The organism is Microbacterium sp. DWRC1-3, assembly GCF_049896645.1.
In the GTDB taxonomy this organism is placed as follows: Bacteria; Actinomycetota; Actinomycetes; order Actinomycetales; family Microbacteriaceae; genus Microbacterium; species Microbacterium maritypicum.
The window spans coordinates 978,453-1,000,333 of the sequence record NZ_JAFCUS010000001.1 but is presented as its reverse complement, the minus strand read 5'-3'; the positions used below and the strand labels follow the sequence as shown (position 1 = coordinate 1,000,333).

Here is a 21,881-nt window from a genome sequence, read left to right as displayed (position 1 = left end):
CGTGACATCCGCCGATCAGCGGACTACGGTGGGGGGACACAAGGCGACCACGGTCCGCCCTTGGCCGGGAGGACCGGGACAAGGAGGCAGCAATGGAAACAAGCATCGTTGGCGTCGGAGTGGGTATCACCGATCGCTTCCGAACCGTTGTCGAAGAGAAGATCGCCAAGATCCAGATGCTCGCGTCTCGCGCGCAGAGACTGGATGTGAAAGTCACCCATCGCGTGTATCGCAACGGTCGTGTCCCCGACGAGACCGTCGAGCTGACACTGATCGGGAAGGGACCGGTCGTTCGCGCAGAGGCGACGGACGGAGACAAGTTCGTCGCCCTCGATCTCGCTGTCGACAAGATGTCCGAGCAACTGCGTCGCGCCAAGGAGAAGCGAGTCGACGGACGACAGCACCCTCGCGGCGCGCACTTCGAGAAGGGAAGCGGATCGCTCGAGGGCATCGACGTCCAGCCGGCGTCGGCCGACATCCTCCACGCGGTGGCGACCGGCAGCATGCCGGTGCAGCAGAGCGAAGAGGAAGAATACTCGCCCGTCGTCATCCGCACGAAGAGCTTCGATGCGGAGTGGATGACCGTTGAGGAAGCCGTCGACAGGATGGAACTGGTCGGACACGACTTCTTCCTCTTCGTGGATGTGCGCACCGACCACCCGAGCGTCGTCTACCGCCGCAAGGGCTGGGATTACGGTGTGATCGCGTTGAGCACTCAGGCTCCGCCCTCCGAGGCTCTCGCCTCCTGATCCGCAGTGCACGACGGCCCGATCCCGGAAGGGATCGGGCCGTCGTGATGTCCGGATGCCGAGACGCGTCGGAATCAGTCGAAGATGCCGTCGAGCAGACTGCCGATCACGAGACCGCCGAGGATGCCGGACGCGAGGTCTCCGCCGCCACCGCCGCGTCGTCCGCCGCCACCGCCCCAGCCGCCGCCACCGCCCCAGCCCTGGTCCTGCGGGCGGGAGGAGTCGATGTCGCGCTGGGCGAGCTGGAGTGCCTCGGATGCGAGGTGAGCGACCCGGCGGGCTTGCACGAGTGCCGCCTCGCGGGTGTCCTCGGCGGGCAGCAGATCCGACAGATCCACACGAAGCCTCTCCGCCTCGGCGAGGCGGGTGCGGGCGTCTGCGCCGATCCATCCGCGGTGTCCGGAGATGAGGCCGCGGGCCACGCCGAGCTGGCGGTCGGCGTCATCGATCGCGTGCTGCACCTGCGCGATGCTCGGCAGCGGGTTGTCCGCGCGATGACGTGCCTTGGCGATCGCCTCGTCGAGCGCCGAGTTGGCGTCGCGCAGCTGGGAGAGCTCGGCGAACGGGTCGTTCGGCTGTCCGGAGGGCGTGAGCGCTGCGAGGGCGCTCTGCAGCTCGGCGACGGCCTGGGCGACGGCGGGTACGTTCGGCGCGGTGCGAGCGGCGATGAGATCCCCACGGGAGTCGGCCACGACCTCGGCGAGGGTGGACTCGGCGCGCAGCGCCTCGATCTCGAAGTCCTCCACCGCATCGAGCAGCGCGGACGCGCGTCGTGTGGCTTCGGTCGCCGTCTCCAGGGCGACGTTCGCCTCCTCGTTCTGCTTCGCCGCGCGACGACGCTCCGAGACATCGGCGCTGTGCGTCGCGAAGCTGATGAGCTGCTCGGCCTCCGCCGCGCTGGCCGTGATCTGGTGCATGGCGGAATCGGAGTATCGGGCCGAGAGCCGAGCGACGGCCTCGTTGGTCTGCGGGATCCGAGCGCTGAGGGCGGCTGCCTCGGCCCGTACCTGCGCGATGATCTCGGGCGCGCGGCGAACCTTGGCGACCGACTCGGCGAGGACCGACGTCTTCTCGTCGAGCAGGTCCTGGGCCCAGTCGCAGAGCTGGAGGATGCGGGCGTTGCGGGTACGGAGCTCCTCGACGGTGTCGGGGATCTCGTCGTGGTTCAACTGGTGGAGCTGGAACGCCTCGCGCAGGTGGGTGCGCACCGCGGCGAGAGCCTTGCGCAGGTCACCGGTGAGCGACTCGCCGAGTTCCGCTTCGGCGAAGGAGAGCTCGTCCGAGGTCGTGCGGATCCGCTCGTCGGCGCTGACCAGGGCCTGTTCGGCACGGCGAGCCAGATCGGCGTCCTGTGCGGCGAGTTCTTCCTGTTCGCGTTTGCGTTTGCCCCAAAATCCAGCCATGAACCGATCCTAGTTTCCCCGGGGCCTGTGGTGGCTGAGCATCCGCTCGGGGCGAACGGGGATCTCACGCCCGTCGCGGCGTGCGGAAGACGTCGGCGACGCCGGTCACAGGGCGGGCACGGGCGCGGCGATCGGGGCTCTGGCCTTCGCCGGCCTCCCGCGCTTGGGGCGTTCGGCGGTGAGCTCGAGCGACAGCGCATGGCGGGGATGCCCGCTGAGGCGCTGCGCCGCGTGATCGAGCCAGCGGACTTCGGCCTCCGCGGCGAAGATCATGGAGTCGGCGACCAGCGACCACGCGAGTCCTTCGGGGTCGTCCCCGTCTCCTCGCGCCTGTCGCTCGTGCTGGAGCGCTTCCAGCTGTCGCATCGATGCCGATCGCTGCGCGTCGATCGTGGCTGCGGCGTCGACGCCGGGGAGGGTCGCTGCGACGGCCAGTTTGATCGCCAGTTCGTCGCGGGTGCCCTGGGAGCGCACGACGGGGGAGGAGAGCCAGTTCTCGACGTCCGTGTGCCCCGCATCCGTGATCTGCCAGTACACATGACCGTGGTCGTCGGCGTCCCCGCGCGAGACCAGCCCGTCGCGTTCCAGACGCTCGAGGGTGTTGTAGATCTGCCCGACGTTCAGCGGCCAGATCGAGCCGGTGCGGCGATCGAACTCGTGTCGGAGCTGGTAGCCGTAGCAGGGCCCCTGCGCGAGGATGGCGAGCAGGCTCTGGCGTACTGACATCGTTCATCTCCGTTACCGTGCGTGGGAATGCGATACCGAGTATATGGTTATCGGTCGCACCCCCGGACCGACGCGCGGGACCACCATGCAGGCGACGTGCAGGTCACGGCCCGGTAACATGGCGAAGTATGCCTGGCGTCGGGTTCACCGATGGCCGGCGATTTACCCACTGACAGGGAGATGACATCCGTGGCCAATCCTCTTGAGAAGCTGCTGCGTGCGGGCGAGGGGCGGGTCATCCGCCGCCTGAATCAGGTCGTCAAGGCAGTGGGAGCGCTGGAAGAGGACATCTCCAAGCTCACCGACGACGAGCTGCGCAACGAGACCGTCGAGCTGCGCGCCCGCTTCGAGAAGGGTGAGACCCTCGATCAGCTGATGCCGGAGGCGTTCGCCGCGGTGCGAGAGGCCGCCAAGCGCACCCTCGGCATGCGTGCCTACGACGTGCAGATCATGGGTGGTGCCGCCCTTCACCTCGGCAACATCGCCGAGATGAAGACCGGTGAGGGAAAGACCCTCGTCGCGACGCTGCCCGCGTATCTGAACGCGATCGCCGGCAAGGGCGTGCACGTCATCACGGTCAACGACTTCCTGGCCAGCTACCAGGCAGAGCTCATGGGGCGTGTGTTCCGTGCTCTCGGCATGACCACGGGCATCATCGTCTCCGGTCAGACGCCTGCGGTGCGTCGCGAGCAGTACGCCGCCGACATCACCTACGGCACGAACAACGAGTTCGGCTTCGACTACCTGCGCGACAACATGGCGTGGCGCAAGGAGGACCTCGTCCAGCGCGAGCACTTCTTCGCGATCGTCGACGAGGTCGACTCGATCCTCATCGACGAGGCCCGCACCCCGCTCATCATCTCCGGCCCGTCGTCGGGCGAGGCCAACCGCTGGTTCGCCGAGTTCGCCAAGATCGCCCGCACCCTCGAGGTCGGCGTGGACTACGAGGTCGACGAGAAGAAGCGCACCGTCGGCGTGCTCGAGCCCGGTATCGAGAAGGTCGAGGACTACCTCGGCATCGACAACCTCTACGAGTCGGCGAACACCCCCCTGATCTCGTTCCTCAACAACTCGATCAAGGCACTCGCGTTGTTCAAGAAGGACACCGACTACGTCGTGATGAACGACGAGGTCATGATCGTCGACGAGCACACGGGTCGCATCCTGGTCGGTCGCCGCTACAACGAGGGCATCCACCAGGCGATCGAGGCGAAGGAGGGCGTGCCGGTCAAGGCAGAGAACCAGACCCTCGCCACCGTCACCCTGCAGAACTACTTCCGTCTCTACGACAAGCTCGCCGGCATGACCGGTACGGCCGAGACCGAGGCCGCCGAGTTCATGTCGACGTACAAGCTCGGCGTCATCCCGATCCCGACCAACCGGCCGATGATCCGCAAGGACCAGTCCGACCTCGTCTACAAGAACGAGACCGCGAAGTTCGCTCAGGTCGTCGAGGACATCGCCGAGCGGCACGCGGAGGGCCAGCCGGTTCTGGTCGGAACGGTCAGCGTCGAGAAGAGCGAGTACCTCTCGCGCCTGCTCGCGAAGAAGGGCATCAAGCACGAGGTCCTCAACGCGAAGAACCACGCGCGCGAGGCCGAGATCGTCGCGCGCGCCGGCCGCCTGGGCGCAGTCACCGTCGCCACGAACATGGCCGGACGAGGAACCGACATCATGCTCGGCGGAAACGCCGAGTTCCTCGCGGTCCAGGAGCTCAAGGGCAAGGGGCTCGACCCCGTGGAGACGCCCGAGGAGTACGAGATCGCGTGGGACGAGACCTACGAGGCGATGAAGAGCGTCGTCGCGGAGGAGGCCGAGAAGGTCATCGCGGCCGGCGGTCTCTACGTGCTCGGCACCGAGCGCCACGAGTCGCGCCGCATCGACAACCAGCTTCGCGGTCGTTCCGGCCGTCAGGGTGACCCCGGTGAGAGCCGCTTCTACCTGAGCCTCACCGACGATCTGATGCGTCTGTTCCAGTCGGGGGCGGCCGAGGCCATCCTCGCCCGCACCAACTTCCCGGACGATGTGCCGATCGAGTCGGGGCTCGTCTCCCGAGCGATCCGCAGCGCCCAGTCGCAGGTCGAGTCCCGCAACGCCGAGATGCGCAAGAACGTCCTGAAGTACGACGACGTCCTGAACCGCCAGCGTGAGGCCATCTACGCGGATCGTCGGCACATCCTCCAGGGCGATGACATCGCCGATCGTGTGCAGCACTTCATCGAGGACGCCATCAGCGGCGTCGTGCGAGACCACACCGGCGAGGGCCACAACGAGAGCTGGGACTTCGATGCCCTCTGGACCGAGCTCAAGACGCTCTACCCGGTGGGCGTGACGATCGACGAGGTCGTGGCCGAGGCCGCCGACCGCAAGGGCGGCATCGATGCGGACGGGCTCACCCGTGAGCTGCTCTCCGACGCGAAGATCGCTTACCAGACGCGTGAGGAGTCTCTCGGCGAGGCCGCCACGCGCGAGCTCGAGCGTCGTGTCGTGCTGCAGGTGCTCGATCGTCGCTGGCGCGACCACCTCTACGAGATGGACTACCTCAAGGACGGCATCGGCCTTCGTGCGATGGCTCAGCGCGACCCCCTCATCGAGTACCAGCGTGAGGGCTACGCCATGTTCCAGTCGATGATGGGCCAGATCAAGGAGGAGTCGGTCGGCTACCTCTACAACCTCGAGGTCGAGGTGCGTCGCGCCGGTGACTCGGAGACAGCCGAGGTCGAGGCCAAGGGGCTCGCCTCCGACGGCGGTGAGCAGCGCCTCGAGTACTCCGCGGCGAATGATGCGGGTGAGGTCGAGGTCCGCAACGATCGCGGTCAGGTCCAGCAGGCGGCGACGGATCGCGTCCGTCAGGCGGCGGCTCGTGCCCAGGCTCCGCAGGCCGAGGCTGAGGAAGCACCGCGTGGCGCCTTCGGGCAGCGCGCCGAGGCCGAGGCTCCCGCCGCCGGCAACCGCGAGCAGCGGCGCGCCCAGGGCAAGAAGAAGAAGTAGTCTCTCCGCACAGAGGAGGGCCAGTCCGCGTGGATTGGCCCTCCTCTCGTCGCTGTAGGCTTGGTCGATGACCCCAACGCGCAACTTCGACCAGTCGTCGAAGCTCAAGAACGTCCTGTACGAGATTCGCGGAAACGCCCTCGTCGAGGCGGCGCGCTTGGAGGCGGAGGGGCATCAGATCCTCAAGCTGAACACCGGCAACCCGGCGATCTTCGGCTTCGACGCCCCGCACCAGATCGTGCGCGACATGCTCGCCGCGCTGCCGACGGCCCACGGATACAGCGACAGCAAGGGCATCGTCTCGGCTCGACGTGCCGTGGTGAGCCGGTACGAGGAGATCGAGGGCTTCCCGCGGTTCGACCCCGACGACGTGTACCTCGGAAACGGTGTCTCCGAGCTCATCACGATGACGATGCAGGCGCTGCTCGACGAGGGCGACGAGGTCCTCATCCCGGCGCCGGACTACCCGCTCTGGACGGCGATGACCAGCCTCGCCGGCGGCACTCCCGTCCACTACCTCTGCGATGAGGATGACCAGTGGCAGCCCGACCTCGAGGACATCCGATCGAAGATCACGCCGCGCACCAAGGCGCTGGTCATCATCAACCCGAACAACCCCACGGGAGTGGTGTACTCCCGCCAGATCCTCGAGGGCTTGGTGCAGATCGCTCGAGAGCACCAGCTGCTGCTGCTCTCCGACGAGATCTACGACCGCATCCTGTTCGACGGCGCCGTGCACATCCCGACGGCGACTCTCGCCCCTGATCTGCTCTGCCTGACCTTCAACGGCCTGTCCAAGACGTATCGCGTGGCCGGATTCCGCTCGGGATGGATGGTCATCACAGGGCCGCAGGACCACGCCAAGGGGTTCATCGAGGGGATCACGCTGCTCGCGTCGACCCGACTCTGCCCGAACGTCCCGGCCCAGCACGCCCTGCAGGCGGCGCTCTCCGGCGTGCAGTCGATCGAGGCGCTCATCGCTCCGACCGGGCGCCTGCACGAGCAGCGGGACATCGCCTGGGAAGGTCTCGAGTCGATCCCCGGCGTCTCGTGCGTGAAGCCTCAGGGGGCGTTGTACGCGTTCCCACGGCTCGACCCGAACGTGCATGAGATCAGGGACGATGCGCGGCTCGTCTACGACCTGCTGGTCTCGGAGCACATCCTCCTGGTCCAGGGCACCGGCTTCAACTGGGCCACCCCTGACCACCTTCGCCTGGTCACGCTCCCCGAGCCCCGAGTGCTGAGCGAAGCCGTCGAACGACTGGGGAACTTCCTCTCGAGCTATCGGCAGTAGCTGACGCGGCGTCCGCCGGGAAGAGCGTCGACGCCAGTCGTCTCACGGCTGCGAGGAACGGCGAACGGGGCGCGACATCGGTCATGGGTCGGGCGTGCAGCAGAGCGGCATCCGCTGCGCGCTGGTCGAACGGCAGGAAGACGACATCGGTGATGCCCGCGAACCTCTCGAGCGTGCGTCGCACCTGACCACGCGCATCGATGCCGAGCGGGCCCGGTCGCACCTGATTGACGACGACGACGACGGGCGTGGGGGCGGTGAGACGCCGCAGTTCGGCGTGCTCACGTACGAATCTGCTGATGCCGAGCGGGTCGGCCGATGCGACCGCGATGATCAGATCTGCCTCGTTCAACGAGGCAGTGGTCGCAGCGTGGCGACGGGGCCCGGCAAGGTCGTACGTGACCTCCTCGTCGGCGTCGAAGGCAGCGGCCACATCGACGACCGTCTCCTCGGACCACTCGCGACAGGCGACGAGCGTGGCCCGCAGGCGGGTCGATGACAGCTCGGGCCAGCGGCTGGGACGATTGATACCGGGCAGCACCTCGATATCACCGCCGCCCGTGGCCACCGTCGTGGCGAGTCTTGTCAGCTCGGCGGAGTCGAGCGCACCGCGTTCCGCCCGTCGGCACGCTGCGGCGACACCGGGCGCGTCGTCGCTGAGACCGAGAAGCAGGGCGAGCGCGGGCGCGACCGTGTCGGTGTCGACCAGCGCGGTCCTGCGTCCGCGGCGGGAGAGTTCCACGGCCAGTTGGATGGCGAGGGTCGACCGCCCCGGAGCGCCGTGCGGTCCCCAGACCGCGATCACGCGATGCGGAAGGACGGACTGCGGGCGTGGCACGGTGTCTGTCTCGGATGCCAGCGCGGCAGCGATCTCCCATCCTGCCGCTTCCGGGCGGAGGGCCTCCGACAGCCCGAGACGCCCCAGCAGGCGGCTGTCTGCGCCGCCGAGCGCTAGGATGCGCACCCCGGCACGGTCGCATGCGGAGATCAGGTCGGCGCTCAGCACCGCTCTGGTGGCGGGGACGATGATCGCCTCCGCGCCCGGCGGCACCTCGATGACGGCGGTGGGGGAGAGGATCGCGAGGACATCGATGCCTTCGAGCGCCAGCTCCGCCGCCAGTTCACCCGCCCGTGGCTGAGGGATCGCCACCACGACGCCGGTCACGACCCGGCCCCGACCGGCACCACGGAAAGGGCGGCCCCACCCGTGATGGCGGCGAGCACGTCGGCCACATCGGCCCGATCGATCACGATCTCGAGCTGGGTTCCGGTGTCGGCGAGCACGCCTTCCGCATCGAGCACGTCGTGCACGATCACGTCGGCGACCAGGATGCGGGGGACATCGTAGGAGCGTCCTTCGTCGAGGGGCGGCGCCTGCCAGACCTCCACGACCGTGCCCGCCTCCACTCCTTCCGGGATACCGGTGCTGCTCTGGATGACGATCGTGGTGGAGCGGCTGCGGTCGGCATCGGTCACAGCCGAGGACGGAACGAGTTCTCCGCTCTCGAGAGTGCGGGACGCGATGCTGCCGGTGGGGACGTCGTCCGGGCCGAGGTAGTCGTCGGCCAGCGACCCCAGACCGACGTCGACGACCTGGAAGTCGTCGGACGTCAGCACCTCACCCTGCGTGATGGTCCGGGTGGCCTGGAGCGTCGGAACGGCGTCGTCGAACGCCGACACGATGAGCCAGACACCGGCGATCGAGAGAGCCACCAGCGCGATGCCCACGAGGAAGCGGACGTCGCCCCAGAACGCGCGCCGAGGAACAGAGAAGGAAGCCATGGCGATATCGTCACAGAAACGGCGGCGGGGCTCCCGGAGTTATCCACAAGGGACGAGCGGACCCGAATCCGGCGAACCTGTGGGCGAGAATGAGGGGATGCCTGCATTCCCTGTTCGCGCACCGCGTTACCTCGCCCCCTCGCAGGTGGCGGAGCTGCTGAGCATCGGGGTCGACGAGGTCGTCGCCCTGGTGCAGGAGGGAAGACTGCGGGGAGCGCAGCTGGGATCACCGCCTCGTTGGCGAGTGGAGGAGTCCAGCCTCGACGGGTACCTGGCCGAAGAATCGGAGAACTCTCGGCGGATGGCGCTGTGGCGCCAGTCCCAGACCGCGAGCTTCCCCGAGGTCTGGGGCACCTCTTCGGCTCACGGCACCTGATCGACCGGAGTACGCACGGCCACGAGTGACGCGAACGGGATGATGCGGAACCCGTGCACCGCTCGGGCGAGGCGCGCTTCGCCCGGATCATGCACGGCGAGATCGAGGTGATCGGACGCCGCTCGATCGATCGTGCCGTGGACGTCGTCGCCCACATGGGTGCTGATGTGCACGGGCACACGACGGCGTGCGAGGTCACGCAGCACGAATCCGAGGGTCATCCGCTCTCGGAGCGGGGGATCTGCGGTGGGTGGTTCGTCGAGGCTCGCCAGGATCATGCCGTGATCCGTCGTGATGCCGGTGACGGCCGCGAGGGGGAGGAAGAAGCCGGCGGGTGCGCTGCGTTCCTCGCCGGTGCCGCGCGTGGAGACGGCGACCCAGTCCGCTCCGAGCGTCTGCAACGAGACCGGAATCCGTCGCCCGTTCACGAGACCGATCGTGACGTCCGCTCCTGCGCTGCACAGCGTCCGCAGCCGCGCGCGCAGGTCCAACCGTGCGATGCGCAGCCGTTCGGACTCGGCGTCCAGCACCGCTCGTTCCGCCTCCCACTCCGCGGTCAGCTGGCCTTCGAGGTCTTCGAACAGTCGGTCCCAGTGCATCCGACAGAGCGTAGGCGACCCCGCTCGGGCGCGTACGAGTTATCCACATTCTTCGCCTCACCCCACTCCGGCGCTGGCGGCACGGTGCTGTACTGCTCACTCGCAGACCTCCCCGACCGAGAGTTCGACATGACGCCGCACGAGTACTTCGCACCCCAGCCGACATCGACCAGCGAGCTTCCCGACCCCGTGCCGCTTCTGCGCAGCCTCACGCACGGCGTCCTCGAGGTGCTGGCCGGTGTCAGGGAGGTCGATCAGCTCGCCAGGTGGTTCAGTGAGGACGCATTCCGAAGTCTGGTCACGCGCGCGAACCTCTCCTCGAGGGCACGCAGCGCGCGCGGGGTCGCTCCCGCCCGACCCACGTTCGAGATCAGGGCGCTGAGGGTCACGGAGCCGCTCGACGGCGTGATCGAAGCCGTCGTCGTGGTGGCCGGTCCTGGGCGCACCCGCGCCGTCGCCGTGCGCCTGGAAGGGATCGATCGTCGCTGGCGGGCGACGTCGCTGGCCATTCTCTGAGGCATCTGACCGTAGGCTGGTCAGGTGTCAACCCTCAGTGATCTCGCCCATGCCCAGGGGCGCCTGAACGACAGCGATGTCGAATGGCTCCACCGTCTCGCCGGGGACGGACAGCTCCTCGCGGACCTCGCCTCCGCCGACATCGTGATCTGGATCCAGACCGACGACGGTTCGTTCATCGCGGTCGCGCACGCGCGACCCAGCGGCGCGGCGACGCTCTTCTATCGCGACATCGTCGGAGAGCGGGTGCGGCCCCAGTGGCGCACCCAGGTCCAGGGAGCCTTCGAATCGGCCGAGATCGTCGACTCCTCCTCGCCCGACTGGTTCGAGGAGACGCCGACGCGCGTGCGGGCCGTGCCGATCCTGAGCGTCGGTCGCGGTGCCGACGCCCACTCGACCGTGATCGGAGTGGTGACCCGGCACACGAACCTCGGCGAGGTGCGCACGCCGTCTCGCCAGCAGATCACCTTCGACGAGTGCGCGAACGACCTGTTCCGCATGATCGCCGACGGGAGCTTCCCCGACCTCACGGCTCCGACGTCACCGCGTCGGGGAGCGCCTCGGGCCTCCGATGGTCTCATTCGCATCGATGTCGACGGGATCACCACCTTCGCCAGCCCGAACGCGCTCTCCGCCTTCAACCGGATGGGATTCGACGACGAGCTCGAGGGGGAGTCTCTCGCCGAGGTGACCACTCGTCTCGTCCCGCCGTCCCGGCAGGTCGACGAGTCGCTGCCCGTGGTGGTCACCGGGCGCGCTCCCTGGCGCACCGACATCGAAGCCCGCGGTGTGACGGTGTCCTTGCGTGCCATCCCGCTGAAGGACCACGGCACCCGCATCGGGGCGATCGTGCTGTGCCGCGACGTCTCAGAACTGCGCCACCAGGAGCAGGAGCTCATCACCAAGGACGCGACGATCCGCGAGATCCACCACCGGGTGAAGAACAACCTGCAGACGGTCGCCTCGCTTCTGCGCATCCAGGCGCGACGCACCCACTCAGACGAGGCGCGCGACGCCCTCACACAGGCCATGCGCCGCGTGGATGCGATCGCCGTGGTGCACGACACGCTCGCCCAGGGGCTGACGCAGAAGGTCGACTTCGACGAGGTCTTCCACCGCGTGCTCAAGCTCGTGGCCGAGGTCGCCTCGGCTCCGAACACGCGCGCGCGGACGCAGTCCACCGGACGGTTCGGAGTTCTTCCGAGCGAGTACGCGACACCTCTCGCGCTCGCTCTGACGGAGGTCGTGACGAATGCGGTCGAGCACGGTCTCGCAGGTCAAGAGGGCTTCGTCACGATCGACGCCAAGCGCACCGAGGACAATCTGCGCGTGACGGTGCGGGACACCGGTCTCGGTCTGCCGGAAGGGCGCATCGGCCAGGGCCTCGGCACTCAGATCATCCGCACGCTCATCCAGGGTGAGCTCGGTGGAACGATCGAGTGGCACGGGAGCGATGGCGAGGGCACCGAAGTGGTCATCGACATCCCCCTGCGCTGGCTCGAGAGGTGAGAGCTGCCGCATCCGAACAGACGAAAGCGGCCTGAGAGTCGATCTCAGGCCGCTTTCGGATGTTCAGGAGGCGCGGCGTGCGCGAGCGGCGCGACGCTTGAGAGCGCGGCGCTCGTCTTCGGAGAGCCCGCCCCAGACGCCCGAGTCCTGGCTGGTCTCCAGGGCGTACTGCAGGCAGATCTCGGTGACGGTGCAGGTGGCGCACACCGTCTTCGCCTTCTCGATCTGATCGACGGCAGGGCCAGTGTTCCCCACGGGGAAGAAAAGCTCGGGGTCGACAGTCAGGCAGGCGGCCTTATCGCGCCAGTCCATGGGGGCTCCTCGGTGTGGATTTCAAGAGATGTCGCGATGCGACCTCTCGGATTCGGGTAGAAGTTCGGGTTCCGCTACCCTGTTGAGATGCGGACGGAATGCCCGCGAATTGTGATGCGAGCGTGAATGCTCGCCCCACGCCGCTGTGGGAGCACATGACTTTCTCTATTCTGTTACATGAAAACCATGAAATCAAGGGTTTTCTCTTCTTTCGATCCTTGGGAGACACCGTGCGCGCACCCGGAATCGCCTTGGCGGCAGCGGCGATCCTCGCCCTCGAAGCAGTGGCGCTCCTGGTCTTCGCCGTAGTCGAACTCGCCGGTCTCGGGGCGGGCGATGCGGCATCCCTGCCGACGGCCCTGGCGCTCATCGTGCTCACGCTGATCGGCGCCGCAGCCCTCGTGTCTTTCGCGGTGGGCACGCGGGTCGGGAAGTCGTGGGCTCGATCAGGCGGAGTGGTCTTTCAGGTACTCGCCGTAGCCCTCGCGCTCGCCTCTCTCACGCTGCAGCCGATCTCGTGGCCGTTCACCCTCGGGGTCGGGCTTCCCGGACTGCTCGGATTCGCGCTGTTGATCTCGAGCGCACGTCGAGAAGGTCCGCAGCGCGCGACGGAGTGACCTCCGAGAGCTGCGGACGTCGGGGAGGTCTGCTGACCTCGCGGACAGCTGCGGGTCAGGCGTCGATGCCGAGCTGCTTGCGCAGCCGTGCCACGTGACCCGTGGCCTTCACGTTGTACTGCGCGAGAGCGATCTTGCCGTCTTCGTCGAGCACGAACGTCGAGCGGATGACCCCCTCGACGAGCTTGCCGTAGTTCATCTTCTCGCCCCACGCACCGTAGGCGGAGTGGACGGCGTGGTCAGGGTCGCTGAGGAGCGGGAAGGTCAGCCCATCGCGCTCGCGGAACTTCGCCAGCGTGGCGGGCTCGTCGCGTGAGACCCCGATGACGCGGTAGCCGGCGCCCTGGAGGGACGAGATGCTGTCGCGGAAGTCGCACGCCTGGGTGGTGCAGCCGGGAGTCATCGCCGCCGGGTAGAAGTACAGCACGGTCTTCTGGCCGCGCAGATCCTCGAGACGGACGATGTTCCCGTCCTGGTCGAGGAGGGAGAAGTCGGGGGCTGCGGTTCCTGGTTCGAGGCGCTGGGTCACGTCTCCAGCCTAACGGCCGGGGGCCTGATCCGCCTTGTCCGCGAACGTCTGCAGCAGACGCTGCAGGGAATCGAGTCGGGCACGCCCGGTCTCGCCCAGCTCTCCGCGCTCGGCGGCCTCGATCAGAGCGCAGTCGGGTGCATCGGCGAGATGGGTGCAGCCCCGGGGACAATCTTGGGCGATCGCGGCGAGTTCGGTGAACGCGGCCAGGATGTTCGCCGGATCGACGTGTCCGAGTCCGAAGGAGCGCACGCCGGGGGTGTCGATCACCCAGCCGGTGCCGTCCGCACCCTCGTAGCGCAGCGACACGGTCGATGACGAGGTGTGCCGACCGCGTCCGGTGACCTGGTTCACGTGCCCGGTGGCGCGCAAGGCCGACGGCACGAGGGCGTTGACGAGCGTCGACTTGCCCACCCCGGAGTGTCCGACGAAGACCGTGGAGTGTCCGACCAGCGCGTCGCCGATCTCCTCGAGGGGCATCTCGTCCTGCGCACTGGTGAACACACGCAGGTCGAGGCCGTCGAAGTGCGTCAGGAACTCGGTCGGATCGGCGATGTCGGTCTTGGTGACGACGAGCAGCGGGCGGATGCCGGCATCCAGTGCCGCGACGAGGTAACGGTCGACGAGGCGCGCGCGGGGCTCCGGGTCGGCGGCCGCGACGACGACGAGCATCTGATCGGCGTTCGCCACGATCACCCGTTCGACCTGATCGGTGTCGTCGGCGCTGCGGCGCAGCAGAGAGGTGCGATCGACGATGCCGATGATGCGCGCGAGCGTGCCCTCGTCTCCCGAGGTGTCGCCCACCACCCGTGCCTGATCGCCCGTGACGATGGGCATGCGTCGCAGCTCGCGCGCGCGCGTCGTGGTGATCATGCGCTCCTCGGCGGTGCCCTCACCGAGGAGGACCGAGTATCGTCCGCGGTCGACGCCGAGCACTCGTCCCACCTGCGCGTCCTCGTGCGCGGGTCGCCGTTTGGTGCGGGGGCGATTCGCCTTCGGGTTGGGACGGGTGCGGATGCTGCTCTCGTCGAAGTCCTCGAAGTCGTCTTCGAGGTCGTCGGCGTCGTCCAGCCAGCTCACCCTCAGCCCCGCAGCATCCTCTCCCAGAGCATCGTGAACTCCGGGAGGGTCTTCGCGGTGGTGCCGATGTCGTCGATCTCGACGCCGGGGACGCGCAGGCCGATGAGCGCTCCGGTAGTGGCCATCCGGTGATCGTGGTGTGCGGCCCAGCTTCCGCCGTGCAGAGGCCGGGGGATGATGCGCAGTCCGTCGGAGAGCTCCTCGGCCTCGCCGCCGAGCGCGCGGAGGTTGCCGATCAGCGCCGCGATCCGGTCGGTCTCATGCATGCGGATGTGTCCGATGCCGCGGATCGTGGTCGGAGACTCCGCGAAGGCGGCGAGGCCGACCAGCGTCGGGGTGAGCTCGCTCGCCGCGGACAGGTCGAGGTCGAGGCCTCGGATGCCGGAACCGGCGCGCACGGTGAGCGTGCCGCCGTGACGGCCGACGTGCGCCCCCGTGGCCTGCAGGATCTCGGGCAGCAGGGCGCCGGGCTGAGTGGAATGTGCGGGCCAGCCGGTGATCGACACCGATCCGCCGGTGACCAGCGCGGCGGCGAGGAACGGCGCGGCGTTGGAGAGATCGGGTTCGATCGCGATCTCCTTGGCCCGCGGAACGCCCGCCTCGACCAGCCATTCGCCGACGGCGGGGCGTTCGATGCGGATGCCGCGGCGGCTCAGAGCCTCGATCGTCATGTCGATGTGCGGAAGGCTCGGCAGGTGCTCGCCGGTGTGGACGAGGTGCAGGCCGACGTCGAAGCGGGGGGCGGCGAGCAGGAGACCGGAGACGAACTGGCTCGACGCGGAGGCGTCGATCTCGACGCGTCCGCCGCGGATTCGCCCGTGGCCGCGGATCGTGAAGGGGAGAGCCCACGTGCCCTCGTCGTCGATGTCGACGCCGAGGTCGCGCAGCGCGCTGATCAGCGCGCCCATCGGACGATGCAGCGCCGTCTCGTGCGCCGTGAGGTGCACGTCGTGCGCCGCGAGGCCCGCCAGCGGGGCGATGAAGCGCATGACGGTGCCGGCCTGACCGCAGTCGATCGTGGTGCCGCCGCTGAGCTTCGCGGGGGTGACGACGAGGTCGGGTCCGAACTCGTTCCCGGCGTCGACCTCTTCGATGCCGACGCCGAGGGCGCGCAGCGCGTCGACCATGCGTGCGGAGTCGTCGGAGTGCAAGGGGGCGATCAACCGGCCCGGTCCATCGGCGATCGCGGCGATCATCAGCTCGCGGTTGGTCAGCGATTTGGAACCGGGGATCGTGAGTTCGGCGTGCACGGGCACGTCGGTCGTGGGCGCGGGATAGGCGCCCTGCACACGGGAGGGGGAATACCTGTTGGCGCTCATCGGTTCTCACCTTAGTAAACGCAGGGAGCTTCGTCGCGAAAGACAGGCCTCCCGACCCGAAGGAGAGAGTATGCCGGCGACGTTGGAGCGCGAGGTGATCGACCTCAGCGGCCTAGACTGGCCGGTGATGGATGACACCGTAACCGCAGACACCGTCGGCGACCCTCGGCGCGAGTTCGAGGAGCAGGCGATCCCCTTCATGGATCAGCTCTACGCCGCCGCGATGCGCATGACGCGCAACCCGGCGGATGCCGCCGATCTCGTGCAGGAGACCTTCGTGAAGGCCTACGGGTCCTGGGCGACGTTCTCGCAGGGCACGAACCTCAAGGCGTGGCTCTATCGGATCCTCACCAACACGTACATCAACATCTACCGCAAGCGCCAGCGCGAGCCTTTCCAGGGCACGATCGACGAGCTCGAGGACTGGCAGCTGGGCGGAGCCGAGTCCACCACGGCGTCGCACAGCCGTTCGGCCGAGGCGGAGGCCATCGACCGGATGCCGGCCTCGGTGGTCAAGGATGCGCTGCAGGCCGTGCCGGAGGACTTCCGCCTCGCGGTCTATCTCGCAGATGTCGAAGGTTTCGCGTATCAGGAGATCGCCGACATCATGAAGACCCCCATCGGCACCGTGATGAGCCGCCTGCACCGTGGCAGGCGGATGCTGCGGGAGCTGTTGGCAGATTACGCCGCTGAGCGGGGCATCGCCGCGGCTGAGACGAGGAGCAAGAAATGAGCGACTGCGGCTGCGACAAAGCCCGTCAGGATCTGGAGGAGTACCTCCGCAACGAGGTGTGCAAGACCGAGCACACCGAGATCCGCGAGCACCTCGAGAACTGCCCGTCATGTCGGGATGAGGCTCTCGTCGCCACGACCCTCACCGAGGTGATCGCCCGCGCCTGCAAGGAGACCGCTCCCGAGCAGCTGCGCGACCAGGTCTTCGAGCGTCTGCGCGCCGTTCAGGCCTCGCAGCACTGACCGCACGCCGGAGGCCGTCGGTAGTGTGGACGGATGACCTCCATCGATGCGCGCGACGTACCCGCTGACACCACCTCGACGGAAAGACTGGCCGGAGCCGGCCTCGACTACCGCGTCGTCGATCTGAGCGATGACGCGAGCGCCTCGGGTTTCGAGCGTGCCGTCGACCGCGGATTCCTCGGCCCCGAGCCGACGAGCGACATGCTCGCCCAGGTGCGAAAGACCTTCGCGGAGCGGCGGAACGTCGGGGTGTACGAGAAGAACGCCCCGGCCGCTGCGCTGCCCGTGGCGACCATAGACGGCTGGATCACACCCCTCACCGTCCCCGGCGGCGCCGAGATCGGGATGTGGGCGATCAGCGTGGTCACGGTCGCGGCGACCCACCGCCGCCGCGGGATCGCCAGGGCGCTTCTCGAAGGGGAGCTGCGGGCTGCGGCATCCGCCGGAGTGGCCATCGCCGGGCTCACGGTGTCCGAGGCGACGATCTACGGCCGCTACGGCTTCGGTGCAGCGATTCCGGTCGCGCGCCACACGGTCGACACGCGACGTGCGGGCTGGAGCGGACCGACGCCGACCGGCACTCTCGAGTACATCGATCGCGAGACGCTCGCCGCCGACCTCGGTGCGGTGCACGAGCGCGCCCGAGGCAGAGCATCGGGACAGATCCCCGGCTGGGAAGGCCGATGGGAGGGGTACGCAGGAGTCGCGCCCACCCCGGATCGCGACCAGGCCCGCGGTGTGCGCTACCGCGACGAGGACGGTGCGCTGCGCGGGGTGATGGCCTACACCGTGGGTGAGGCGACCGGCACCTTCCGCTTCCGGATGGACGTGCGTCTGCTCGTCGCGGAGACGGCTGACGCGCGCGCCGCGCTCTGGCGCTTCGCCCTGCAGCACGACCTCGTCGATGAGGTGGTCGCCGACCTCCGCCCGATAGATGACCCCCTGCCGTGGTTGGTGCACGACACCCGCGGGGTGAAGCAGGAGGTGCACGACCACGGGTGGCTGCGCATCCTCGACCTCCCGACGGCGCTGACGGCACGTCGGTACTCGGCCCCGATCGACACGGTCCTCCGGGTCGAGGACTCGCTGGGCTTCACGAACGGCGGCTGGCGCCTGCGCGTGGACGACGACGGCATCGCGACAGTCGACGCCGCAGACGAGGGCGCCGAGGCCGACATCACGCTCGACGTCTCGATGCTCTCGGCGCTCTATGCCGGTGGAGTCCGCGCCACGACACTGCACGGTGCCGGACGCATCACGGCCAGCCCTGCGGCCGTCGAGGCGTTCGACCGGGCGCTCATCTCTTTCCCCGCTCCGTCTCTCGACATCTGGTACTGATCCGCACCGCACAGACGAGGGTGACGGCCGCGCGGATCAGTGCTGCCTGCTCGGCGGCGTGGACCTTCGAGGATCCCGTCGCCGGCGATGCCGAAGCCGTGCGCGAGACCGGGCGGAACGATCGGTCGCCGGGAACGTCGGCGAAGGCGAGCGCGAGGAACGGCCAGGCGCCCTGGTTCTCCGGCTCTTCCTGCACCCAGACCAGCTCGGCGTTCGGGTAGGAGTCGGTGATCGCCTTGAGCTCATCGATCGGCGTCGGGTACAGCTGCTCGAGCCGGACGAGGGCGACCTCGGGATTCGGGTTCTTCTCGAGCTCGGCCCGCAGATCCCAGTGCACCTTGCCCGAGTGCACGAGCACGCGCTTGACGGCCGTGCGGTCGAGACCGCGGTCGTCGTCGATGACCGGCTCGAACCGACCCTGGGTGAACGCTTCGACCGGGCTCGTCGCGCCGCGCAGACGCAGCATCGCCTTCGGAGTGAAGACGATCAGCGGCTTGCGCGGACGGGCGTAGGCCTGGCGGCGCAGCAGGTGGAAGTACGACGCGGGCGTCGACGGGCGCGACACGATCATGTTGTCCTGCGCGCACAGCTGCAGGAAGCGCTCGATGCGCGCCGACGAGTGGTCCGGTCCCTGGCCCTCGTAGCCGTGGGGGAGCAGTAGGGTGACGCTGGACTGCTGTCCCCACTTCTGCTCGGCCGCGGAGATGTACTCGTCGATGACCGACTGGGCGCCGTTGACGAAGTCGCCGAACTGCGCTTCCCAGAGCACGAGGGCCTCAGGAGCCTCGACCGAGTAGCCGTACTCGAAGCCGAGAGCGGCGTATTCGCTGAGCAGCGAGTCGTAGACGAAGAAGCGGCCCTGTGCGTCGGACAGGTTCGACAGCGGGAGCCACTCCTGGCCGTTCGCGCGGTCGTGCAGAGTCGCGTGGCGCTGCACGAACGTCCCGCGACGAGCATCCTGACCGGCGAGACGCACCGGGGTGCCTTCCACGAGGAGAGAGCCGAACGCGAGCAGCTCGCCGAAGCCCCAGTCGATGCCGCCGTTGCGGCTCATGTCGAGGCGCTTCTCCAGCAGCTGCTGGATCTTGGGGTGCACCGTGAAGCCCTCGGGCTTGTTCACGAAGGCGTCGCCGATCATCTGGATGACCTCGTTCGGCACACCGGTGATCTCCGGAGCGCCGACCTGGTCGTCGACAGGCGGCAGCTCCGGGGAGATCGGCAGAGCGCCGGTCTCGGCGGCGTGCGTCTCGGCGAAGGCGATCTCCAGACGGTTCTGGAAGTCGGCCTTGGCCTCGTCGTACTCCTGCTCGGTGATGTCACCACGACCGACGAGCGACTCGGTGTACAGGCGGCGGACGGACCGCTTCGCCTGGATGAGATCGGTCATCAGCGGCTGCGTCATCGAGGGGTCGTCTCCCTCGTTGTGGCCGCGTCGGCGGTAGCAGACCAGGTCGATCACGACATCGCGGTGGAAGCGCTCGCGGTACTCGAAAGCGAGCTGAGCGACGTGGATGACCGCTTCGGGGTCGTCGCCGTTCACGTGGAACACCGGCGCCTGGATCGTCTTGGCGACGTCGGTCGAGTAGATCGAGGTGCGACCGTCGTTCGGCGTCGTGGTGAAACCGACCTGGTTGTTCACGACCACGTGGATCGTGCCGCCGGTGCGGTAGCCGCGCAGCTGCGACATCTGCAGCGTCTCGACCACGACGCCCTGGCCTGCGAAGGCCGCGTCGCCATGCACGAGGATCGGCAGCCAGGCGAACGTGCCGATCGGCTTGCGGTCCTGCTTGGCGCGGACGATACCCTCCAGCACGCCGTCGACCGTCTCGAGGTGCGAGGGGTTGGCGGCGAGGTAGACGGGAAGCTCGGACTTGTCGTCGGCGACGAAGGTGCCCTCGGTGCCGAGGTGGTACTTCACGTCTCCGGAGCCGCGCTGGTTGCCCGGCGTCTGCGTGCCCTCGAACTCGCGGAACACCTGGCCGTACGTCTTGCCTGCGATGTTGGTGAGCACGTTCAGGCGGCCGCGGTGGGCCATGCCGATCGCGGCGCCCTCGAGCCCGGCGGTGGCCGCGCCCTGCAGGATCTCGTCGAGCAGCGGGATCAGCGACTCGCCGCCCTCGAGCGAGAAGCGCTTCTGGCCGACGAACTTGGTCTGCAGGAAGGTCTCGAAGGCCTCGGCCTCGTTGAGCTTGCGGAGGACCCGCAGCTGCTCGTCGTGGCCGGGCTTCTGGTACTTGACCTCGACCTTCTCCTGGAACCAGCGGCGCTGCTCCGGGTCCTGGATGTGCATGTACTCGATGCCGAGCGTGCGGCAGTAGGAGTCGCGGAGCACGCCGAGGATGTCGCGGAGCTTCGCGATGCGCCGTCCTCCGAAGCCGCCCGTGACGAATTCGCGGTCGAGGTCCCAGAAGGTCAGACCGTGGCTCTCGATCTCGAGGTCGGGGTGCGAGCGCTGCACGTACTCGAGCGGGTCGATATCGGCCATCAGATGACCGCGCACGCGGAAGGAGTTGATCAGCTCCTGCACCCGCGACTGCTTGTCGACGCGCTCGGCGAGGTCGACGGCGATGTCGGGGTTCCAGCGGATGGGGGCGTACGGGATGCGCAGAGCGGCGAAGATGTCGTCGTAGAAGCCGCGCTGACCGATGAGCAGCTCGTGCACCTTCTTGAGGAACTCGCCGGAGCCCGCTCCCTGGATGACGCGGTGGTCGTAGGTGCTGGTGAGCGTGATGGTCTTGCCGATCGCCAGCTCGTTGAGCGTCTTCTCGCTCGCACCCTGGAACTCGGCCGGGTACTCGAGGGCGCCGGCGCCGATGATGCAGCCCTGGCCCTTCATCAGACGCGGCACCGAATGCACGGTGCCGATGCCGCCCGGGTTGGTGAGCGACACCGTGGTGCCCTGGAAGTCGCCCGCGGTCAGCTTGTTGCCGCGTGCGCGCGTGACCAGGTCCTCGTAGGCGGAGAGGTACTCGGTGAACGTCAACGTGTCGGCGCGCTTGATGCTGGGCACCATGAGGGCGCGCGTGCCGTCGGGCTTGGGCAGGTCGATCGCGATGCCGAGGTTGACATGCGCCGGCGCCACCACGGAGGGCTTGCCGTCGACCTCTGCGTAGAACACGTTCTGGCTGCGGAACTCGTCCAGCGTGCGGATGAGCGCCCAGCCGATGAGGTGGGTGAAGCTGATCTTGCCGCCGCGGGTGCGCGCCATGTGGTTGTTGATGACGATGCGGTTGTCGATCATCAGCTTCGCCGGCACCGTGCGCACACTGGTGGCGGTCGGGACGGTGAGCGACTCGTCCATGTTCGCCGCGAGTGTCTTGGGCAGACCGCGAAGGGGCGTGACTTTGTCTTCTTCGACGGCGGCCGGAGCCTCCGCCGACTCGGACTTCGCTGCGGGCTTCGGAGCCTGCGCCGGGATCGGTGCTGCGGCGGCGGGCTTGGCCGTCGTGCGGGCGACGGGCTGCGAGCCGATCACGGGGATCGGCGCCGTGACGGGATGAGCCGTCGGGGCCGGTGCGTCGGACGCTGCTGCGGGAGCCGCGGTCGCCGTCTCGGAGTGGTATTTCTCCAGGATGGGCCACCACTCCTTGTCGACGGAGTCGCGGTTCACCTTGAACTGCTCGTAGAGCTCTTCAACGAGCCAGGAATTGGCTCCGAACCCCCCGTCGCCGTTGACGCCGGTCACCTGGTTCGACACGCTCGATCGCCCTCTTTCATCGCTGAAGCTCTCTGGTGCGGACGTCGACGCAGGATGCGTTCGGGCCCG

General features: G+C 68.2%; 20 protein-coding genes. 10 read left to right on the top strand and 10 right to left on the bottom strand.

The genetic code is table 11. The features are described from left to right. The first annotated feature begins 92 nt into the window (after nucleotides 1-92). Nucleotides 93-749, top strand: a complete 657-nt coding sequence (gene hpf, locus ACP699_RS04825; RefSeq protein ID WP_055869082.1) for a ribosome hibernation-promoting factor, HPF/YfiA family — start codon at nucleotides 93-95, stop codon at nucleotides 747-749. A 74-nt stretch (nucleotides 750-823) separates the two neighbouring features. On the opposite strand, the gene ACP699_RS04820 is transcribed toward hpf, so the two are convergent. Together ACP699_RS04820 and ACP699_RS04815 are read right to left on the bottom strand one after the other, a co-directional pair. Then, a complete protein-coding gene (locus ACP699_RS04820; protein ID WP_055869081.1) occupies nucleotides 824-2,152 on the bottom strand; it encodes a hypothetical protein in 1,329 nt (442 codons plus the stop codon). A gap of 105 nt (nucleotides 2,153-2,257) precedes the next feature. Beyond that, entirely contained in the window at nucleotides 2,258-2,878 is a 621-nt protein-coding gene (locus ACP699_RS04815; protein ID WP_055872968.1) for a PadR family transcriptional regulator, read from the bottom strand. 189 nt (nucleotides 2,879-3,067) lie between these two features. Between ACP699_RS04815 and secA the strand changes: the two genes are divergently transcribed. Then, the gene (gene secA, locus ACP699_RS04810; RefSeq protein ID WP_055869191.1) at nucleotides 3,068-5,869 is read left to right on the top strand and encodes a preprotein translocase subunit SecA; all 2,802 of its coding nucleotides are present in this window, start codon (nucleotides 3,068-3,070) and stop codon (nucleotides 5,867-5,869) included. 67 nt (nucleotides 5,870-5,936) lie between these two features. Continuing rightward, a complete protein-coding gene (locus ACP699_RS04805) occupies nucleotides 5,937-7,163 on the top strand; it encodes a pyridoxal phosphate-dependent aminotransferase (protein WP_017831095.1) in 1,227 nt (408 codons plus the stop codon). On the opposite strand, the gene ACP699_RS04800 is transcribed toward ACP699_RS04805, so the two are convergent. Further along, nucleotides 7,087-8,328, bottom strand: a complete 1,242-nt coding sequence (locus ACP699_RS04800; protein WP_426169618.1) for an AAA family ATPase — start codon at nucleotides 8,326-8,328, stop codon at nucleotides 7,087-7,089. The genes ACP699_RS04805 and ACP699_RS04800 overlap by 77 nt on opposite strands. After that, the gene (locus tag ACP699_RS04795; protein ID WP_127482563.1) at nucleotides 8,325-8,945 is read right to left on the bottom strand and encodes an SAF domain-containing protein; all 621 of its coding nucleotides are present in this window, start codon (nucleotides 8,943-8,945) and stop codon (nucleotides 8,325-8,327) included. Before ACP699_RS04795 ends, ACP699_RS04800 begins: the two co-directional genes overlap by 4 nt. 97 nt (nucleotides 8,946-9,042) lie before the next feature. Between ACP699_RS04795 and ACP699_RS04790 the strand changes: the two genes are divergently transcribed. After that, entirely contained in the window at nucleotides 9,043-9,321 is a 279-nt protein-coding gene (locus ACP699_RS04790; protein WP_017831092.1) for a helix-turn-helix domain-containing protein, read from the top strand. On the opposite strand, the gene ACP699_RS04785 is transcribed toward ACP699_RS04790, so the two are convergent. Continuing rightward, a complete protein-coding gene (locus ACP699_RS04785; protein ID WP_426169613.1) occupies nucleotides 9,309-9,920 on the bottom strand; it encodes a hypothetical protein in 612 nt (203 codons plus the stop codon). The genes ACP699_RS04790 and ACP699_RS04785 overlap by 13 nt on opposite strands. A 129-nt stretch (nucleotides 9,921-10,049) precedes the next feature. Here ACP699_RS04785 and ACP699_RS04780 point away from each other — a divergent pair, with 129 nt between their 5' ends. After that, complete coding sequence (locus tag ACP699_RS04780; RefSeq protein WP_017831090.1) at nucleotides 10,050-10,436, top strand: Rv3235 family protein; 387 nt, start codon at nucleotides 10,050-10,052, stop codon at nucleotides 10,434-10,436. A 24-nt stretch (nucleotides 10,437-10,460) separates the two neighbouring features. After that, nucleotides 10,461-11,945: a sensor histidine kinase gene (locus ACP699_RS04775; RefSeq protein ID WP_055869076.1), complete on the top strand. Its 1,485-nt coding sequence runs from the start codon at nucleotides 10,461-10,463 to the stop codon at nucleotides 11,943-11,945. Between the two features lie 63 nt (nucleotides 11,946-12,008). Here ACP699_RS04775 and ACP699_RS04770 read toward each other — a convergent pair whose 3' ends face one another. Continuing rightward, the gene (locus ACP699_RS04770; protein WP_017203224.1) at nucleotides 12,009-12,257 is read right to left on the bottom strand and encodes a WhiB family transcriptional regulator; all 249 of its coding nucleotides are present in this window, start codon (nucleotides 12,255-12,257) and stop codon (nucleotides 12,009-12,011) included. 230 nt (nucleotides 12,258-12,487) lie between these two features. On the opposite strand from ACP699_RS04770, the gene ACP699_RS04765 reads away from it, so the two are divergent. Continuing rightward, the gene (locus tag ACP699_RS04765; RefSeq protein ID WP_426169606.1) at nucleotides 12,488-12,874 is read left to right on the top strand and encodes a hypothetical protein; all 387 of its coding nucleotides are present in this window, start codon (nucleotides 12,488-12,490) and stop codon (nucleotides 12,872-12,874) included. Between the two features lie 55 nt (nucleotides 12,875-12,929). On the opposite strand, the gene bcp is transcribed toward ACP699_RS04765, so the two are convergent. Genes bcp through aroA form a run of 3 tightly spaced genes read right to left on the bottom strand, consistent with a single transcriptional unit; the run spans nucleotide 12,930 to nucleotide 15,802 of the window. Continuing rightward, nucleotides 12,930-13,403, bottom strand: coding sequence for a thioredoxin-dependent thiol peroxidase (bcp, locus tag ACP699_RS04760; protein WP_055869075.1), 474 nt, complete (start codon nucleotides 13,401-13,403; stop codon nucleotides 12,930-12,932). Between the two features lie 9 nt (nucleotides 13,404-13,412). Next, a complete protein-coding gene (gene rsgA, locus ACP699_RS04755; RefSeq protein WP_055869074.1) occupies nucleotides 13,413-14,483 on the bottom strand; it encodes a ribosome small subunit-dependent GTPase A in 1,071 nt (356 codons plus the stop codon). Between the two features lie 2 nt (nucleotides 14,484-14,485). After that, nucleotides 14,486-15,802 carry a 3-phosphoshikimate 1-carboxyvinyltransferase gene (gene aroA, locus ACP699_RS04750; protein WP_055869073.1) on the bottom strand — a complete coding sequence of 439 codons (1,317 nt, stop codon included), beginning with the start codon at nucleotides 15,800-15,802 and terminating at the stop codon, nucleotides 14,486-14,488. A gap of 70 nt (nucleotides 15,803-15,872) precedes the next feature. On the opposite strand from aroA, the gene ACP699_RS04745 reads away from it, so the two are divergent. The 3 genes from ACP699_RS04745 to ACP699_RS04735 are packed head-to-tail and all read left to right on the top strand — an operon-like array spanning nucleotide 15,873 to nucleotide 18,115. Next, nucleotides 15,873-16,535 carry a sigma-70 family RNA polymerase sigma factor gene (locus tag ACP699_RS04745; protein ID WP_373695454.1) on the top strand — a complete coding sequence of 221 codons (663 nt, stop codon included), beginning with the start codon at nucleotides 15,873-15,875 and terminating at the stop codon, nucleotides 16,533-16,535. Next, nucleotides 16,532-16,777 carry a zf-HC2 domain-containing protein gene (locus ACP699_RS04740; protein ID WP_017831083.1) on the top strand — a complete coding sequence of 82 codons (246 nt, stop codon included), beginning with the start codon at nucleotides 16,532-16,534 and terminating at the stop codon, nucleotides 16,775-16,777. Before ACP699_RS04745 ends, ACP699_RS04740 begins: the two co-directional genes overlap by 4 nt. Before the next feature lie 33 nt (nucleotides 16,778-16,810). Beyond that, nucleotides 16,811-18,115: a GNAT family N-acetyltransferase gene (locus tag ACP699_RS04735; protein ID WP_426169599.1), complete on the top strand. Its 1,305-nt coding sequence runs from the start codon at nucleotides 16,811-16,813 to the stop codon at nucleotides 18,113-18,115. Here the strand turns inward: ACP699_RS04735 and ACP699_RS04730 are convergent. Further along, nucleotides 18,075-21,812: a multifunctional oxoglutarate decarboxylase/oxoglutarate dehydrogenase thiamine pyrophosphate-binding subunit/dihydrolipoyllysine-residue succinyltransferase subunit gene (locus ACP699_RS04730; RefSeq protein WP_426169596.1), complete on the bottom strand. Its 3,738-nt coding sequence runs from the start codon at nucleotides 21,810-21,812 to the stop codon at nucleotides 18,075-18,077. The genes ACP699_RS04735 and ACP699_RS04730 overlap by 41 nt on opposite strands. Nucleotides 21,813-21,881: the final 69 nt, after the last annotated feature.